This is a genomic window from Enterococcus sp. AN402, assembly GCF_040719405.1.
Lineage (GTDB): Bacteria > Bacillota > Bacilli > Lactobacillales > Enterococcaceae > Enterococcus > Enterococcus faecalis.
On sequence record NZ_JBFDTM010000004.1, the window covers coordinates 1,882,977 to 1,900,152 of the forward strand.

15 protein-coding genes are annotated in these 17,176 nt (G+C 34.6%); 1 reads left to right on the plus strand and 14 read right to left on the minus strand.

The features are described 5' to 3' along the window. Positions 1 to 8: 8 nt before the first annotated feature. The 8 genes from AB1I62_RS10555 to AB1I62_RS10590 all read right to left on the minus strand — a co-directional run bounded on the left by AB1I62_RS10555 (position 9) and on the right by AB1I62_RS10590 (position 8,356). A complete protein-coding gene (locus tag AB1I62_RS10555; protein WP_048737643.1) occupies positions 9 to 977 on the minus strand; it encodes a hypothetical protein in 969 nt (322 codons plus the stop codon). A gap of 100 nt (positions 978 to 1,077) precedes the next feature. Then, a complete protein-coding gene (locus AB1I62_RS10560) occupies positions 1,078 to 1,749 on the minus strand; it encodes a hypothetical protein (RefSeq protein WP_002389246.1) in 672 nt (223 codons plus the stop codon). A 12-nt stretch (positions 1,750 to 1,761) separates the two neighbouring features. Then, positions 1,762 to 2,679: a carbohydrate ABC transporter permease gene (locus tag AB1I62_RS10565; RefSeq protein WP_002383582.1), complete on the minus strand. Its 918-nt coding sequence runs from the start codon at positions 2,677 to 2,679 to the stop codon at positions 1,762 to 1,764. Further along, positions 2,652 to 3,554 carry a carbohydrate ABC transporter permease gene (locus AB1I62_RS10570; RefSeq protein WP_002356840.1) on the minus strand — a complete coding sequence of 301 codons (903 nt, stop codon included), beginning with the start codon at positions 3,552 to 3,554 and terminating at the stop codon, positions 2,652 to 2,654. Before AB1I62_RS10570 ends, AB1I62_RS10565 begins: the two co-directional genes overlap by 28 nt. A gap of 150 nt (positions 3,555 to 3,704) precedes the next feature. After that, on the minus strand, positions 3,705 to 4,982 hold the full coding sequence (locus AB1I62_RS10575) for a sugar ABC transporter substrate-binding protein (RefSeq protein WP_002372108.1): 1,278 nt from the start codon (positions 4,980 to 4,982) through the stop codon (positions 3,705 to 3,707). Between the two features lie 49 nt (positions 4,983 to 5,031). Further along, the gene (locus AB1I62_RS10580; protein WP_048737641.1) at positions 5,032 to 6,174 is read right to left on the minus strand and encodes a glycoside hydrolase family 88 protein; all 1,143 of its coding nucleotides are present in this window, start codon (positions 6,172 to 6,174) and stop codon (positions 5,032 to 5,034) included. A 15-nt stretch (positions 6,175 to 6,189) separates the two neighbouring features. Then, positions 6,190 to 7,989, minus strand: a complete 1,800-nt coding sequence (locus tag AB1I62_RS10585) for a DUF2264 domain-containing protein (protein ID WP_104859225.1) — start codon at positions 7,987 to 7,989, stop codon at positions 6,190 to 6,192. Continuing rightward, positions 7,970 to 8,356, minus strand: a complete 387-nt coding sequence (locus tag AB1I62_RS10590; protein WP_002356835.1) for a hypothetical protein — start codon at positions 8,354 to 8,356, stop codon at positions 7,970 to 7,972. The genes AB1I62_RS10585 and AB1I62_RS10590 overlap by 20 nt, the downstream gene beginning before the upstream one ends. A 175-nt stretch (positions 8,357 to 8,531) precedes the next feature. Between AB1I62_RS10590 and AB1I62_RS10595 the strand changes: the two genes are divergently transcribed. Further along, a complete protein-coding gene (locus AB1I62_RS10595) occupies positions 8,532 to 9,593 on the plus strand; it encodes a LacI family DNA-binding transcriptional regulator (protein WP_002356832.1) in 1,062 nt (353 codons plus the stop codon). Between the two features lie 40 nt (positions 9,594 to 9,633). Here the strand turns inward: AB1I62_RS10595 and AB1I62_RS10600 are convergent, their stop codons facing one another. From AB1I62_RS10600 to AB1I62_RS10625, 6 genes are all read right to left on the minus strand, one after another. Continuing rightward, the gene (locus tag AB1I62_RS10600; protein ID WP_010709678.1) at positions 9,634 to 10,467 is read right to left on the minus strand and encodes a hypothetical protein; all 834 of its coding nucleotides are present in this window, start codon (positions 10,465 to 10,467) and stop codon (positions 9,634 to 9,636) included. A 236-nt stretch (positions 10,468 to 10,703) separates the two neighbouring features. Further along, entirely contained in the window at positions 10,704 to 12,035 is a 1,332-nt protein-coding gene (locus AB1I62_RS10605) for an IS1182 family transposase (RefSeq protein WP_010709679.1), read from the minus strand. A 543-nt stretch (positions 12,036 to 12,578) separates the two neighbouring features. Next, positions 12,579 to 13,031 (minus strand): hypothetical protein, encoded by a 453-nt coding sequence (locus AB1I62_RS10610; RefSeq protein ID WP_010709680.1) that lies wholly within the window; start codon positions 13,029 to 13,031, stop codon positions 12,579 to 12,581. 111 nt (positions 13,032 to 13,142) lie between these two features. Continuing rightward, entirely contained in the window at positions 13,143 to 14,504 is a 1,362-nt protein-coding gene (locus AB1I62_RS10615) for an O-antigen polymerase (protein WP_010709681.1), read from the minus strand. Positions 14,505 to 14,558: 54 nt separating this feature from the next. Further along, the gene (locus AB1I62_RS10620; protein ID WP_010709682.1) at positions 14,559 to 15,971 is read right to left on the minus strand and encodes an oligosaccharide flippase family protein; all 1,413 of its coding nucleotides are present in this window, start codon (positions 15,969 to 15,971) and stop codon (positions 14,559 to 14,561) included. Positions 15,972 to 15,974: 3 nt separating this feature from the next. After that, the gene (locus AB1I62_RS10625) at positions 15,975 to 17,141 is read right to left on the minus strand and encodes a nucleotide sugar dehydrogenase (RefSeq protein WP_010709683.1); all 1,167 of its coding nucleotides are present in this window, start codon (positions 17,139 to 17,141) and stop codon (positions 15,975 to 15,977) included. Positions 17,142 to 17,176 lie beyond the last annotated feature (35 nt).

Here is a 17,176-nt window from a genome sequence, read left to right on the forward strand (position 1 = left end):
TCTGCTCCTTAACTGTTTTTATTTTGATAATTTTGAAAAAACTTTTCTCTGTCTTTCTCCAACAAGTCTACTTTGGTTGCTTGTTGATACGTAGCTAATTTCTCTTTGTAGCATGTGTTGATATAGGCATTTTTGCCAAATTGTGGTGCTTCTTCAAACTGTAAAAGTTGCCCTCCTTCCTTATTAAAAATATAAAAGTATTGGTTTTCGTGGTATCCTTTCACCACGGTACCAACAGCTTTTTCACTAAGAATCTCCCCAACAGACAACGAATAAATATCCTCTTTTTGGATTTCTGCACTCTTCAATTGATACGATTCAATAACAAGATTAGGTAATTTATTTTGCCACTCCAATAACGTCTCCTCATAAGATAGATTCGGAGAGATTGCTTCGGCTATTTTTTCTAATTCTGCTTGCTTACCTGAAAAAGTTGGAATTTCAATTGCTTCAACAAAGTAATCGGTCTTTTTATATTTATCCTCCAATTGCTCAAAGGCCTGCCGCAATTCTTTTTGCGTTGGCTTTTCTTTCTCCATTAATTTCTCTTTTATTTGGTCCTGTAATTGTTGATCTTTTGCATCTAAAAATTGCCAGAGCGTTAAACTGCTCTTTTGGTCTTGCCATTCTTTTTTTTCTTGCCCAAATGTTTGTGAGTAGGCTATTTCTAACTCCGTTGCCAGCTGTTTAATCATTTTATGTTGTACTAAATCCTCCGTTGCAACCTTCAGTAGTTCCTGAGTGGGTGATTTTCCGTTATACGTTTTGCGCCAGAAATTTTTCCCAAACGAAGTTAAATTATTCTGATCAGAGAATTGCTTCGCTACACGATTCATATTTTTATCGCCATAAACAATTAATTCTTCGACTTGGATTGCTTCGTTATTAATCATACTTTGCTGACTGGTAGTAAAAATAACGAGCACAAAAATAGCACCTATCAAAAAGCTACTTAAAATAATTATTTTTTTCTTCATTCGTTCGCTCCCTCCACTTTAATAAACAAGGCAAGAACAAAATAAGCAACCCCACCTTCATTCATTTTCCTGAAAATCGAGATTACTTATTATGTAAAAATTATTTATTCTTTTTTTGCTTTTCATGCAATTTCCCAGTATTTAAATAAATAATCCCTAGGAACAGGACAGGGGTTACAACAAACCCAAACTGTGGCTTCAAAAACATCATTGCAAACATTGAGAATAGTAAAAAAACATTTAGACAGCTGACATACCATTTCCGCAGCCCATAGTAAACAGAAATCCGAAACACATCTTTAAAAGAAGCTTGCGGGTTTCGTACTTGAAAATACCAAGCATTCAGCATAATAGCTAACCCAAAAATTAGCAGAAGGACCATCAATGGAATAAACCATTTACCAATCGTTGTTTTGGCAAAAAAGAATATATCTGTCACACTGATGATGCTACTTCCTAAGCCTAGCAAGCTGATAAGAAAGCCTCTTAACCCAAACTGACGAAACTTTTGAAAAAAAGTTTTAAATGGATCCAGCTCCTTTTCTTCTTTAAAAGTATCGATTAAACCTAAAAGTGCAATCATCCCTGCCCCCATCGGCAGCAACGTTACTACAAAAAGTGGGAGGTTTCGTGGATCAATGTCTAAGCTAATCACCGCTATGAAAAAAGGAATGTTCACTAAGAGAAGCCCTAGATTACCGATAAATAAAATGTAAAGCCAGCGAAAAATTTTCATATAGATATTATTATCAAAGGTTTGCTTAGTAAACATTCAAACTTCCTCCTAATTCTTCATTCCAGATGTAGCAATACCTTCAACAAAGTATTTTTGCATTGCTAAAAAGACAATCCCTACTGGTAAAATAGAAACCACTGATGCGGCCATGATTAAGGCATATTCAGCATCAAATAAACCGACGAACATTTTCAAACCTAATTGAATCGTTTTATTCTCAGTAGAAGATAAATAAATGAAAGGTCCCATATAGTCATTCCATGTATTCACAAAAGTAATAATCGTGAGACTGGCTAAAGCTGGTTTGGTTAATGGTAAAATAATTTTCCAATAAATTCCCCACTCACTTAACCCATCAATCCGCGCGCTTTCACATAGTGAATCTGGAATACTGCTGTAATATTGTTTCAGTAAAAAGACCCCAAATGCATTAAATGCTTGTAATAAAACAAGTGACCATAATGTATCAGTCAAACCTAATTGACGCATCATAATAAATTGTGGAATCATATACGATTGCCAAGGAATAGCAATTGTTGCGATGTACGTAATAAAAAGTGTATCTCTTCCTCTAAAATTCATTTTTGAAAAGCCATATGCTGCAAAGCTTGAAGTAAATAGTTGAATAATCGTAATCACAATACTTAAAAATAACGTATTTTTAAAGAAAGTTAACAATGGAATGCGTTCCCAAATAACGGAATAATTTTCTGGATGCCAACTTTTAGGAATCCATTGAATTGGAATGGTGAAAACTTCATTGTTTGTTTTAAATGATGCTGAAACCATCCAAATGAAAGGCACCAAAGTAATTAACGCAAGTAAAGTTAAGAGAATGATTACAAGGATCCCACCAGGTGTGACTTTTTCTGCTTTTTTCGTTTTTGCTTTTCGAGTATTTTCTTTTTTTGAAAAAGTTGCTTCCATCTTTTCTCCTCCTAAACTTTCTCTTGATGTTGATTCCATTTAAATTGAGCCACAGTAATCGCTAGAACGATGATGAATAAGACCATCGCAATGGCTGATGCATAACCAAAATTAAATTTGACAAAGGCTTCATTGTAAATTTCGTAAACTAACACATTCGTTGCACGTCCTGGTCCACCACCAGTCATAACTTGAACTAAGTCAAACACTTTGAAACAGTTAATTACAAGCATGATAGTCACGAAAAAGGTCGTTGGTCGTAGTGAAGGTAAGGTAACATTTAAAAATTGATTCCATTTACCCGCCCCATCCATTGACGCTGCTTCATATAATTCTCTTGGCACACTTTGTAAACCAGCTAAATACAAAATCATATAATACCCCATAAAGCGCCACACACTAACGATGATAATTGCTGGTAAAGCCCAAGTAGAACTAGATGTCCAGCCAGGAGGATTTTCAATAAATAATTTCAAAAATTGATTAATTGGTCCCATTGTTGGATGAAATAGCATATTCCAAACGACCGCAATCGCAACTAATGACGTTACATAAGGAAAGAAAAAAGCCGTTCTAAAAAATTTCATCCCTCTAATTTTACGATTCAACAAAATCGCTAGTCCTAATGAGCAAATCAATGTTAACGGAACAACACCAATCGTATAGATAAACGTTTGTTTTAACGAAATCCAAAACGTATCATCATGAATCATTTTGGTGAAATTTTTCATTCCGACAAATTCAGGGGTTGAAAAAGAATCCCAACTCATAAAAGCTAAAATCAGTGAACAGATAACCGGGATTAAAGTGAAGAGGAAAAAGCCAATAAAGTTTGGTGCGATAAAAGATAACGCAGTCCACGTATTTTTTCGTCTCAATTTATTTGCTGTTTTTGTTTTTGAAGTAATTTCCATAATTGTATTCTGTTAAGTGAACTTAACAGGCCCTCCTTCCAAACTCAAGCTACATTCTTTATTTAAAAAAATAAGCTGAAATTCATTGTAGGTTACTCATTTCAGCTTATTTTTTTCATCAATCTTTTGTGTTTTTGCAGAAAATAATAATTAGTCTATCTCTGCTTTGACACGTTTTTCCATGTTAGCAATACCATCTTTTGGTTTTTCGTCGCCGACCATAATTAAATCATGTTCTTCTTGTAATACTTTATCAATTGCGGCACCGTTTTTATCAGATGGGAATTCTAAATTAATTGTATCTGGGTTAAAGGCTTTTTGTGAGACTTCGTCTGAAGGCATTCCTTTTCTTGCAAAGTAGATTTTATCAATTTCATCTGTTTTATAAGAAGGAACCACCCCTACTTCTGCTAAAAGTTTTGCACCTTCTTTACCTGAAGCAAAGTCTAAGAATTTTTGAGCAGCTTTTTGTTTTTTACTGTTTTTATTAATTGCAAAACTTGTCGGTGAGCCAAAGGTAGTTGCTTTGCCTTTTTCTTGTTGTGGTATTTCGGCAATCCCCCATTCGACATTTGTTTTGCCATCATCAATGTTGGTTAATAAAGTCCCCATGTACCAGCTACCCATGTACATCATCGCCGCTTTTGAATTTTCAAATTGTGATTGATACGTTACTTTTGTTGATTTTGCTGTTCCAAAATCCATTTGTGATTGATCTTTTTGCATTCTCAATGCGCGATCATAATAAGTTTCCATATAATTGTATTTTGGTTCAATCAAATTGGCATTGTTTTGAGCAGCAGCAATCGCTTGAACGGTTGAGCGCCAAGTATGTTGATAGGCACCATATACTTGTTCTTCTGGTTTAGATAATTTTTTCGCTAACGCTTCATATTCATCCCAAGTTAAGTTATCGGGATAGGCAATTCCGGCTTCATCAAACATTTTTTTATTGTAATACAATACCCAGAAATCTGTACGGTAAGGCTGAGCATAGGTTTTACCATCGATTTCATACATCTCGTAACTTGCTTTGGCAGGTTCGATATCTAAATCTTTAACGTGATCGGTTAAATCCACCAATTGATTGCGTAGCGCGTAATTAGAATATGAAAGTAAGTTTTTCATGGTTAAAATATCCGTCGTATCTCCTGATGAAAGCATCGTTGTTACTTTTGTGTCATAATCATCTGAAGCAATGTCCACCGGTTCAATAGTGATATCAGGATTTTCCGCTTCAAAAGCTCTGAATAATTTCTCAAATTCTGGGGTCGTGTCATAATTCCAAGTAGTTACTGTTAATTTTGTTTTGCCATCTTCACTCTTTTCAGTTGCTTTCTTTTCACTTGAACCACCACATGCTGTTAAAGTTACTGCCGCCACTGCTAACAACGCTACCGCTGTTAAGCCTTTTTTCCAAAATTTCATTTGTACTACCTCCGCTATTTATTATTTTTTAGGAGTTTTCCTCCATGAATTACCAAAAAGAATACCAGCTTTTCGCTAAACGAGTTAACGCTTCCAAATAAAAGTAGTCGCCCCAAATCATGCATTCATCGACTCCTGTATTTGTTTTTTTATCATAGACACCATGAAGCAATAGGCCGTTCGACTCTGGTTGTAAAACCGTTGTATACTTTTCCGCTAATGCTTGTAATAGTTCTAGCGCAACCTTTTCATAATAGCCATGTTTTTCATCATTTAATGGAAGCTGACGAGATAATTCTAGTAAGCCACATGCGGCAATTGCAGCAGATGAGCTATCACGTTCTTCTTCACTCCCTTCATTGAAAATTAAATCCCAGTAACAGATTTTGTCCTCTGGTAATTCTTGAATAAAGTAATCAGCAACATTTTTTGCTGTTTCCAGAAAACTACTATCTCCTGTATATAAATAACTTAACGTAAAGCCGTAAATTCCCCAGGCTTGGCCGCGAGCCCAACAAGAATCGTCTGAATATCCTTGTTGCGTCTTACCGTATAAAGCTTCGCCTGTTTCCGTATCAAAATAATACGTATGGAACGTAGTGTGATTTTCTCGCACAATATATTTTTGTGTTTGTTTCGCATGATTGTAGGCAGCTTCATAATACTCTTGCTTGCCAGTCATTTTTGCTGCAAAGTATAATAATGGTAAGTTCATTAAACAATCAATAATCATTCTACCTCGTTGCTCTGGATCGTCTAAATTCCCCCAAGCTTGAATAATCTTGGCTTTTGGTGAATAACGTTTCATTAATAAGTCCGCAGCTTGCAAGGCCATTTCTTTTGAGGCCTCATGACCATTGACCTGATAATCGGCAATGGCTGTTAAAATATACAAAAAGCCTATATCATGTGTTTCCAGCTCAATTTGTTCATCTAAGCGATGTTGAAAAGAAGCTATCTGTGTGGCAATCACCTCATCGAACTCTGTTGAATTTGTTAATTCCTTTGCTAAAAATAACATTCCTGGCCAAAAGCTGGCCGTCCAGTCAATATTTTCTTCAGGATAATAAATTTGATTTAAACTTGCCGCGGGTGGAACTAATTCTTTAAATGTCTCTAAATTTCCTCGAACTTTGTTTAAAGCAAAACTGATTTGCTTCGGCAACCACTCAATCTGTCCATTTTCTGTCATTGTGTATTTCTCCCCCTAATTCCCCAAAATTACAACTTTTTCTTCAACTAAAAGCTGATTTTCTTTTAACCTAACTTTAACTGGCTCAATTTGTTCATTCGGTAGTACGCCTGTCACCAATGAAATTAAAAGATGTTTCCCTTTCGACAAGTTTGCTTTCAAATATGGCAACTCCGTTAACGGATAAAGTAAATTTGTATTCGGTTCTGTTCGAATAATCGCAGCTTCAGAAAAGCCGTTGATATTTTCTACTTTTGACACACCTTTTGCATTTTTTACCTCAGCCATTTGATCAGAAACACAAGTGACCTTTTCATCGAAGAGCGGGATTGAGAAGCCACCTTCATAAGCCACTAATGCACGTTGTGTCTCAATTTCGTGGATCCGTAAATGTTGGCCTTCTAATGGTACAATTGTCGTTTTGATTGCTACATCGGACCAAGGATGCCATTGATGAATGATACGATCATCAAGAATTTCGTACTGATCATCTAATCCTTTCGTGCGGAAATAATGGTCGTCTTCAGCTAAAGCCAAGCAACTATCATAAGCACCTTCGTAATACCAATAATCACTCTTTATAGTACTGAAACCAAAATGGGAAGAATAAACAAATTTACTATATTTATCATGCGCATGAGCTTGATAATTAATAAATTGTCCCGCTGGAAACATTAAACCATGTGTTCCTGCATCATTTACTTGATAATAGTTCCGACTTTCTGGTGAAGGTAAGTGTTTTTCTGGAAAACTAATAGGCTGTGTTTCTGCTTGCCAATAAGGATGATCTTTTGGTACCGCTAACAAAATGAATGTTTTAAAGGCCCAATAAGGTGAACCAGGACCATTATAGCCTTCGGCAAAGACCATATTTTGATAATCATAACCTACCGACAATAATCCATCTGTTGTAAAAATATCTTTGTTCATCCATTGATGAAGATGTCGGCTGATTAGACCTTTGATCTCACCCCACGGCAATGCTTCAACATCTGCAAAAACTAAGGCACTAAAAAATGACACTTGAGCAAAACGATACGTTAAGCTACGTCCGAAGGGAATCGCTTCTCCTGGCTGAGTAAACCAATATTTAAACTCTTGCGCGAACAAAGTTGCTCGTTCCTTCATAATAGCCACTCTTGCGGTATCTTCCGGGGCAAAACGACAATACAATAAACTATAATAATGAATAGCGAAAGAAACATAATAATCAACTTGTGTCTCGACTCCGTCATAATACCAACCATTACCGACATAAAAACGATCAATAACAGCCAAATCAACAGCGATCTGTTCTTTTGAATACGGCATTTCACAATGTTTCATCGCTAAATTCAGCAACACTCTAAAGAAATGCCAATTATTTGGCGGAATAATGTTTTCATTGGCTTGTATCAGCCAACTGTGTAAATTGTTTTGCTGTTCTTTTGTTAATTGGTCCCACGTTTTTTCTTTGTTTAACAAAAGAAATGTACTTAATGCTCCCATCTCAACAATCAATTGATCATAATCTTTTGTTTTTCCCCAATAAGATGAACTCTCAGGATTGGTTCCTTCGATAATTCCCGTTAGAAAGTCATTCAAATACTCACTTTCATTTTGCGTTACATAAGGACCTAGTCCCCATAATGGTCGTAAAAATGCCTCCGCGTCACGTGTTCCTTTAGAATAAACTGTCCCGTGTGTCCCTAAATCCAGATGACCTTGATATTCTCGATCAAAAAACAATTCCAGTGGCGCTAATAAATCTTCAAATCCTTCTGCAACTTCTTCGTATGTTTCAAAAGGATTCTGTCTAATTCGTGGCTGAATCATGATTCTCCTCACTTTCAATTAATGTCCCTTTCAAAAAGCCGTAATATTCTCCGTAAACTGTCACTTCGTCACCAATCTTCAATTTTTTCTTTTGCTCATTAAAAACTTGATATTTACTAGAACCACTTTTCAAAATAAAACGATCACCTTTTTTTATTAAACTGGAACGACTGTCGCTCTCAACAATCTCCCCTTTCAAAGAAATATATTCATTTAAACGAACGTCACCATTTTGTAATTCTGTTTCTGAATAAGACTGTGCCGTTTCCTTTAGATTTTGAAGAGATTCTTCATCAAATTCTTTTTCACCGGATTTACAACCTGTTAAAGCAAGTAAAATTAGTAAAAAAAGTGAAAATCTTTTCACTAAACCACCTTCTCCATCGAATTAAAGCGCTTTCTTTGACTTTATAGTATATTTTTTTAGTCAAAAAATCAATAGTTTTTGCTAAAAAAAAGTAAAAAAAGCTTTTTCTTGCTTTTTTTTACTAAAAAGAAATATACTATATGCTATAATAGTACTTGAGAAGGAGGCATTTAGAATGGCAACTATCACAGATATCGCAAAAGTCGCGAATGTTTCAATTTCAACTGTATCGCGAGTTCTGAACTATGATCCAAACTTATCCGTTACAGAGGAAACCAAGCGAAAAATTTTTGAAGCAGCAGAAACCCTGAATTATACGAAATATAAAACTAAAAATAAAAACAAACAGCAGGAGCAACTGACACCTAACCTTTCCGTACAAACAGCTCCGCAAGAGCCTTCGATTGCCGTCGTTCAGTGGCGTTCAGATGACGAAGAACTAACGGATATTTACTATATGTCGATTCGTTTAGGCGCTGAAAAACGGGCCGAAGAGTTAGGTTACAATATTCTAAAAGTTTCTCAATTGGAACAACATAACCTTCAAGGGATTGATGGCATTTTGGCAATTGGCAAATTCACTCAAAAGACGTTACAAGAGTTGCAGCAACTGCATCCCAATCTTTGTGTAATTGGCAGTAATTTCCCATTGGAAGAATTTGATTCTGTAAATACTGATTTTTATCAAGCAACCGAGATTGCCTTAACTCATCTTTTAGAATTGGGCCACGAAAAAATTGCCTTTATTGGTGCCGAAGAAAGCGAAAATATGTATGGTTTCCGTCGCTATAAAACACCGACAACCAACGCTTATCTTGACATTATGCAGCATTATCACTTGTTTAACGAAGATTATTTTATCTTAAAAGAAAATGGCATGTTGGATGTCAAAACGGGGGAACAATTGACAGAAGAAGCGTTAGAAAAATGGGGAAATGATTTACCTACTGCGATTCTTGCTTATAATGACGCCTTTGCAATCGGTGTGATACATACGTTAGCCGCACACGGTATAAAGGTTCCTGAAGAAATTAGTGTCATGGGGATCAATGATATCTCTATTTCTCAATATGTCTCACCGCCGCTATCCTCTGTCCATGCCTTTACTGAAGAAATGGGCGAGACAGGCATTAATTTATTGCACAAACGAATTCAAATGCCTAGCATTCCTCGTAGAGTCCTGTTAAACACAGAATTGGTTGTCCGCCAATCGACAACTAGCCCACGCCAGAAATAAAAAATAAGGACCGCTCCTATAAAGGAACCGTCCTTATTTTTTATTTGTTTTGACCAAATAATTCAATTTGTGTTAATGCTGGAAATGGTGATGGTTCATCTGCTTGAATTAACTCTGTTAGTATCACCCACTCCACTGCCCGTTTCGCAAAGGTAAAGCTCTGGCGTTGCTCAGTCTTAACAGTTTTAAAAACTTCATGTGTACCGTCGGAAAATTTTAAAGTCACTTGTTGCCAATAATTATCATGGGGAAAGTCCGCTCGTAATGTTAAGATCACTTTATCCAACAAGACTTCACGCCCAAATTCAATTTTTAATGCGGCATCTAACTGCTGATTAATCCCCCATGATTGATAAGGATACGGCCCATGATAAAGATTAGCGAAGGTACCATCAATCGCATTGCAAGCAAAAAAAGTGGCATCATTTCGCGTTTCCACGTTGGCAGATGCATGAGGATACGCACCAGTAAAATGTTGTAAATCATGCGGATTTAACGCCCAATTACGATAACTCTTAATTTCTTCTTTAGTGGCAATACGCACACTTATATAAGGTTTCTTGGTTTCAAAACGATACGCTGCTCGCGCTTCGATAGCGTTTTCATTTTTTTTGATTGGAAACGTCCATTTTTGTTCTGGAACATAAATTAAACTGCTATCAAGCGTAGCATCTAACTTCACCATTAAATAAGTATTGGGCGTATCTAAACAAACTTGAATCACATCGCCGTCTTGTAATTGACAATCCCGAGCAGCTAAACAAACAAAATCTTTTCCTGTAATAGTTAACTCTTTCAAAGAATCTGAATCATCTATCTTAGCTTTTCTAATTTCTTGTTCTTGATTTAAAATCGATAATGAAATACACGTCATATGCTTCCCTCCTAATTTTACCTTTATTATATATTATTTTAGTAAATTAATCTATTTTTTACTAAAATAATAGTTGATTAAAGAATAAATATTTAGATCAAAAAAATAAAAAGGCTTTTCTTAAAAGTCTCAGACTGTAGACAAATACGTTCAACATTCAGAAAATAGAGTGTTGAGCGTATTTTTTTAACTTAGTATCAAAATCAAAGTAAAAAAATAAAGGCATTCGCCTTTTTCTAGCCCCACAGGGCTAATTTCTTTAAATTCATTACAGCAAAAATTATTCTCGTATGCACTGCGACTTTTTCCAAAGTTCGGTATTTTGTCCAGCGCATCCCGTGCTTCTCTTTTGCATCAGCAAATACTCTTTCAATGGTTTCTTTACGTTTGCGGTATGTTTCTCGATTGAAGGAAGTATGACGAAGATGTTCTGCATTCTCTACCCCAGCTTGCCAGATATGACGAGTCACTACTTTTTGATGATTTTGACTTCTTGTGCACTGTTTCAATTGCGGACAATTCTGACAAATGTAAGATTTTGACTTATATTCACGGTATCCCTCTCGAGTAAGTGTAGAAAAACGTAAGGGTTGATTTTCAGGGCACAGGTAACAATCGTAGTATTCGTCATAGACAAATTGATTTTTGGCTAGTAACGTTCGATCACCTCTAGGTCGTGTATATGGAAGAACAGGATGAAGATTTCTCCGTCGGAGAAATTCTATAAAAGTGGCAGTTTTATACCCAGCATCAGCAGCCACAGCATGTATCGCTGGAAATTTAGTACAGATAGAGGCAACTAAATCAGGAGCAATTTGACTATCATGACGGTTACCAGGCGTCACAATGACGTCTAAAATGAATCCGTGTTCATCACAACCAGTATGAGCAGAATAAGCAAATTGTTTTTCTCGTTCTCCTTTTACATAATATCCACTCTCCGGGTCTACTTTACTTACTTTTCGTTCTTTCATCTCACTTTCTGTTGGGAAAATAAAAGGTCGCTTTCCTGCCTTGATGCGTTCCTCGTTAATTTCTTTCTCTAATTCTGATTGATAGGCTTTTGCTTCAATATGCGTCATTTCTCTAGTAAAATGATGCTTATTTGCATTGGCTTTGATATGAGTAGAATCCATATAGAGAACATCTTCCGTAATCATCCGAGCCTTGACAGCTTGTTCCAGTATGTAGGCAAAGATATCTTCAAAGAGTGTGGTATCTCGAAAGCGGCGAACATAGTTTTTTCCAAAGGTAGAGAAATGCGGAATGGTTTCATTGAAATCGTAGCCTAAAAACCAACGATAAGCGACATTAGTGTCTATTTCTTTTATCGTTTGACGCATGGAACGGATACCAAAGAGATATTGAATGAAGACGATTTTTACTAAAACCACAGGATCAATACTTGGTCGACCTAAGGTCGAATAAGTTGATTCAACAATTGGATAAATGAAGGTAAAATCGATTGCTTTATCTACTTTTCGAATCAAGTGATCTTTTGGCACAAGATCTTCCAAGGAAATCATCATGTATTGATCTCTTCCATTCATTGGATGTTTTGACATCATTTTTTCCACGCTCCTTTAAAACGTTTTCATACATTAAGTATAAAAGAAAAAACTGTAGACGTCATCCCCTTTTTGGGGACTTTGTCTACAGTCTGGCTGTCTATTAATTATAGACATTTTTTTTACTATCATGTGTTCAAAAATTCTTCCTTTCAGCTTAAAAGTTTAAGAGCAAAAAAAGTTTTACTTTTCCATGCAAAATCATAAGAAAGGATTAAATGGGTTGTAGATAGCCAAAAGACTAAATCTCAAACACATAATAGCCAACTACATTTAATGGAATCGAACCATTATTACAGAACCATCATGCAAATAATCTACATTTCTTTATAAATAAACAATTATCAGCCCGCCTCTTACCCCCACGGTTACACTGCATCTTGTAAACAGCTTGGTTATCCCGCCATCGCAAGTGGGTTATGAGCTTTGATAAAGGGTATACTACCTAAAAGTTTGGTTATTGAAATCAGTAGTATTGCTCAACCCTGTACGCATGAAATGCGCCTATTATATCCAGTTATATAGTACACAAGATTATTTTTTTTACATTCCTTTTAAAAACTGCTGAAACTCACATTCAGGTATTTTATGGTGTCTACGAATTTCTTCATCACTCAAAAAAGTTTTTAATTCTAAATATCCTTTTTTCGTCAATGGCTTCGTATTTTCGTTATAATATTCCTCGAATTGTCGTAGTTTCCAAAAAGGAATTTTCAAGATATTCATAATTGCTTTACGAGGTCTTTTAGTTTCGTATAATCGAACAAATCGCTGATATTTACTCATATGTTGAACACTTTTTAGCTCTATCCAACAAATCGTTGTTCGCTTCGCTTTTTGTCCTTTTTGTTTTAACAACTCGTTTGTTCGATACTTTACAATTTCAAATACTGTTTGTTTCGAATCATTCAATGTTTCTACTTCAAAACCAAACATTTCTAACGAAGTATCCTCTTTGTATACGATTGTTTCTACGAACCACTTAAAGACTTTCATACATCTCTCCTCAAACTAAAAAAATATAGTGCAGAGGTTTTTATCAACCTTTGCACTATAAGTATAATCTGCCCTTTTGATTTTAAAATTAACTAGCCATAAGGGTTTAATTTATATATTGACTATATACCTCTTTTCTTTTTCGTTCTTTTTTATACTAAATCCTAAAATCATAAAAAAGAAAGCTGAGATAACAAGGATACTCGTAATAGTTTGAGTTATCCTTAAATTACTTAAATGAAAATTTAATAAAATATAACAATAAATCATTACCGAATGTGCGTTAAAATCGCATTTTTTCATATAGAGATAAGCAAGTTTATATATTTTCCCTAAAAGAAACATCCCTATTATTACACCTGGAATCCAAAAGTTCATGTACATAGTACCAATTGTTTCTGGAGGCCACGATGATGGAAACAATTCTTTAAATGGCATTGATGGTTTGATATTCCTATTCCCTTCTGCAAGTGTCCTTATATAGACCCCTTCATCTACAGGCGGCTTCTCGGGCATAATAGAACTAGGGATGGGAGCAGATAACAAATCTTTAAAACTGCTGCCTAGCCATATGTTACTAACATCAAAATGATTAGTTATAAACAAGTAGGTGTCAATGTAACTTATCTCTTTTGTAGATTTTCCAATGTTATCCTTCACTTCGCTCGCTAAATATTTAGGATTATTTAGAAGTGTTTCTATTCCATCAGGACTTCTTAAAATAGGTATTCCAACAATATAAATTACTAAAAGAGGAACTAACAGCCATATCTTTTTAGGTATTTTTTTTACCCTTTTAACTCCATAATGCCAAGAGATCAAACTAAACGTAACTAATTGAAGCGTTTGTTTTCTTCCTCCTAAAGATGTTAAGAGAAAAGCTACAAATAAAATTAATAACAATAAAAAGAAATATTTAATAAATGATTTCTTATATTTGAACGTATATATATAACAAACAACAGAAATCGTTAATGAAGTTGTTGTCAGCGACAAAAGATATCCATTGCCAGCTGTCATTTGAGTTCTAATATTAAGGTTTGATGTTAAAACACTAAATCCGCCTACGCCTCTCAAAAAAATTAGATAGCCTAACATACCAACAAAAAAAGACAGCAAAGTTCCCACAATATATCTTTTTCTGTTTTCTGATTTAGGAAGGCCAGGTAAGTTTGAAAATTTTTTAATCATAGGTACTTTCATACCAAAATATAAAGAAAACGCACCTATCAATAAAATTACGACAAAATATATTATTTCTTTAGGAATATTTTCTATGCCAATTTCTCGTAATACTTGTGGTTGGATGATGTAGACATCATTTGCAATAGAAAACAGATAAGGCACAGACGTGATAATTAGAAAAAAAAATGAAATCGTTACTGGATTAAATAAATCTTTACCTGCTTTTGTCCATTTTACTAACGGAATCATTAATATTAACAACAGTAAAACTGTTATAAAAAATAGCATAAAATATAATAACCTCCTTAACAAAGTTCTAATTTATAAACATACTTGTAAAAACTATTTTTTATTTAATAAATCAAGTAATGGATTTACCTTAAATAGAGTAGTAATTGTTAAATAGATAGGCAATGCAATAGCAAACTGTATAATATTAGTAAAAATACTACTTGATAAATTACTTGTTAAATAACGTGTGACTGTACACATCAACATTCCTCCTAGTAAAAAGATTCCAATTTTATGATATTCAAATTTAAAATCTGTACTCTCTAAGAAAGATTTTGTTCTTACAAAAGTAACAAAACATTCGGCTAAAATATTTGAAAATACTACACCGAAAAACCCAATAGTTGGCAGCAAAATCAGATTAAATACAATATTAATACCTGCACCAATCATCACTGATTTATTATATTCTTTTATTTGTCCAATCGGCATCAAATATTGCCTAGATATAGAAATACCTAATGGGATAATTACTATAAGTATTGTAAAAAAAGGAATAACATTATTTATATACAGAAACTTTTCTCCAAAAAACCAAGGTACGAGTTTGTCATAAATAGTCAGCATACCAAACATAATAGGAATAGAAAAGAACAACTGCAAATGAATTGTTTTCTCCATCGTTCTTACAATCTTATCAGTATTCCGTTTAGCAAAAATTCCTGTCATGTGTGGCAAAAGAACTAAATCTAAGGTTGTGATGACGGTAATAAATACTGTATTTAACTGCAGTGAATTAATAAAATAACCCACAGCCACACTTCCCAAAGTAAATCCTAAGAGTGTTTTGTTTAAATTAGTATACAGCATGATTGCGATTTGAGGAATAAAATATTCAAACGAACCTTTCAAATGATTCAAGCTATTTTTTATGTGTATCTTTGTAAAATGAATATATTTAGGGATAAACAGCCACACCCCTACTTGGGAAAGAAGGATGCCTGTCGCTTGTATCATTGTATATTTGATTGTGTCCCCTTCATTTTTAATAAACAAAATGATCAAAACGAAAGTAATTAATTGGACAAACAAACTTGACATACTTACCTTTTTAAAATCTTCGATCCCCATAAAAAACCATGAAACATCAAAAAATACTGTTAATATTGTTAAAGATTGGATAAATAAATATATCCTATTGTCTAGAAATAAAGCCACAATGAAATATACCACGATAACACCGATTGTAATGAGGGCTTTAAAAACAAAAATCTCCCAAAATACTTTTGACAGCTCCTGTTTATTTCTATTATAAGCTAGAGCTATTTCCCTATTTCCGTATATTGTCACACCCAAGCCAGCGACCAAAACAAAATACTGAGCAATCGAAAACGTGTAATTATAAATTCCCAGCCCTGCTGGTCCAAGAGCATTTGATACTATTGGTATTGTAATGATAGGAATAATTATTTTAGCGACTTGGAATAAACTCTGGTAAAAAAAATTTTTTGCTATATTTTTCATATTTTAATCCCGTCTAAAAATATCTCTCGTATAAACTTTTTCTTGAACATCAGCCAGATGACTTTCCATACGGTTCGAAACAATCACATCTGCCATTTTTTTGAATTCTTCAAAATCTTTGATTACTCGTGAATGAAAGAACTCTTCGGCATCCAGTGTTGGCTCATAAACCACCACTTCAATCCCTTTTGCCTTGATTCTTTTCATGATCCCTTGAATAGAGGAATATCGAAAGTTATCAGAATTTGCTTTCATTGTTAAACGATAAATACCGACTGTTTCCGGCTTTTTAGCTAAAATTTGTTCTGCAATGAAATCTTTTCTTGTTGTATTTGCTTCCACAATAGCGCCTATGATGTTGCTTGGAACTTCCTCATAATTGGCTCTTAGCTGCTTCGTGTCTTTAGGTAAACAATATCCCCCGTAACCAAAAGAAGGATTATTATAATGCGAACCAATTCGTGGATCTAAACCTACTCCTTCAATAATTTGTTTTGTATTTAAACCTCGAGATTCAGCGTAAGTATCCAACTCATTGAAGTAGGCCACACGTAACGCAAGATAGGTATTTGAAAACAATTTGATTGCTTCTGCTTCAGTAGCATGAGTCAATAAAACTGATACCTCTTGATCTAAGGCATTTCGCTTAAACATATCCGCAATTTCTTGTCCGCGATCAGAACATTCCCCTACTACGATTCTAGAAGGATGGAGATTATCATATAGAGCTCTTCCTTCACGCAGAAATTCTGGAGAGAAAATGATATTTTCTGTTTTAAATTTTTCTTTTACGTCTGCCGTATACCCCACTGGTACAGTAGATTTTATAATGAATGTCGCATCAGGACGAATAGCTAATGCTTTTTCAATAACATCTTCAACTGTAGCAGTATTAAAGTAATTTTTCTTTTCATCGTAATCCGTTGGTGTCGCGACAATCAAGTAATCTCCAAATAAAACTGCCTCTTCAAAATCTTTAGTGAATGCTACATTCAAATCATCTCGTTCAAGAAATTCATGGATTTCTTTATCTTCTAGAGGTGACTTCTTATTTTGTAGCATATCGATTTTTTCTTCGACAATATCATATGCTTTAACATTTTCATGCTGGCTAAGCAGCAAAGCGTTCGCTAAACCGACGTAGCCGAGGCCGAATACTGAAATATTCATAATTAAGTATACTCTCCATAACGTTATTTATTATT

Coding starts and splice junctions, on each gene's coding strand:
- AB1I62_RS10600 (WP_010709678.1), bottom strand. CDS start 10,467: ATGACGTGTATTTCATTATCGATTTTAAATCAAGAACAAGAAATTAGA.
- AB1I62_RS10570 (WP_002356840.1), bottom strand. CDS start 3,554: ATGGAAATTACTTCAAAAACAAAAACAGCAAATAAATTGAGACGAAAA.
- AB1I62_RS10625 (WP_010709683.1), bottom strand. CDS start 17,141: ATGAATATTTCAGTATTCGGCCTCGGCTACGTCGGTTTAGCGAACGCT.
- AB1I62_RS10575 (WP_002372108.1), bottom strand. CDS start 4,982: ATGAAATTTTGGAAAAAAGGCTTAACAGCGGTAGCGTTGTTAGCAGTG.
- AB1I62_RS10605 (WP_010709679.1), bottom strand. CDS start 12,035: ATGATGTCAAAACATCCAATGAATGGAAGAGATCAATACATGATGATT.
- AB1I62_RS10615 (WP_010709681.1), bottom strand. CDS start 14,504: ATGCTATTTTTTATAACAGTTTTACTGTTGTTAATATTAATGATTCCG.
- AB1I62_RS10585 (WP_104859225.1), bottom strand. CDS start 7,989: ATGATTCAGCCACGAATTAGACAGAATCCTTTTGAAACATACGAAGAA.
- AB1I62_RS10620 (WP_010709682.1), bottom strand. CDS start 15,971: ATGAAAAATATAGCAAAAAATTTTTTTTACCAGAGTTTATTCCAAGTC.
- AB1I62_RS10610 (WP_010709680.1), bottom strand. CDS start 13,031: ATGAAAGTCTTTAAGTGGTTCGTAGAAACAATCGTATACAAAGAGGAT.
- AB1I62_RS10560 (WP_002389246.1), bottom strand. CDS start 1,749: ATGTTTACTAAGCAAACCTTTGATAATAATATCTATATGAAAATTTTT.
- AB1I62_RS10580 (WP_048737641.1), bottom strand. CDS start 6,174: ATGACAGAAAATGGACAGATTGAGTGGTTGCCGAAGCAAATCAGTTTT.
- AB1I62_RS10595 (WP_002356832.1), top strand. CDS start 8,532: ATGGCAACTATCACAGATATCGCAAAAGTCGCGAATGTTTCAATTTCA.
- AB1I62_RS10565 (WP_002383582.1), bottom strand. CDS start 2,679: ATGGAATCAACATCAAGAGAAAGTTTAGGAGGAGAAAAGATGGAAGCA.
- AB1I62_RS10555 (WP_048737643.1), bottom strand. CDS start 977: ATGAAGAAAAAAATAATTATTTTAAGTAGCTTTTTGATAGGTGCTATT.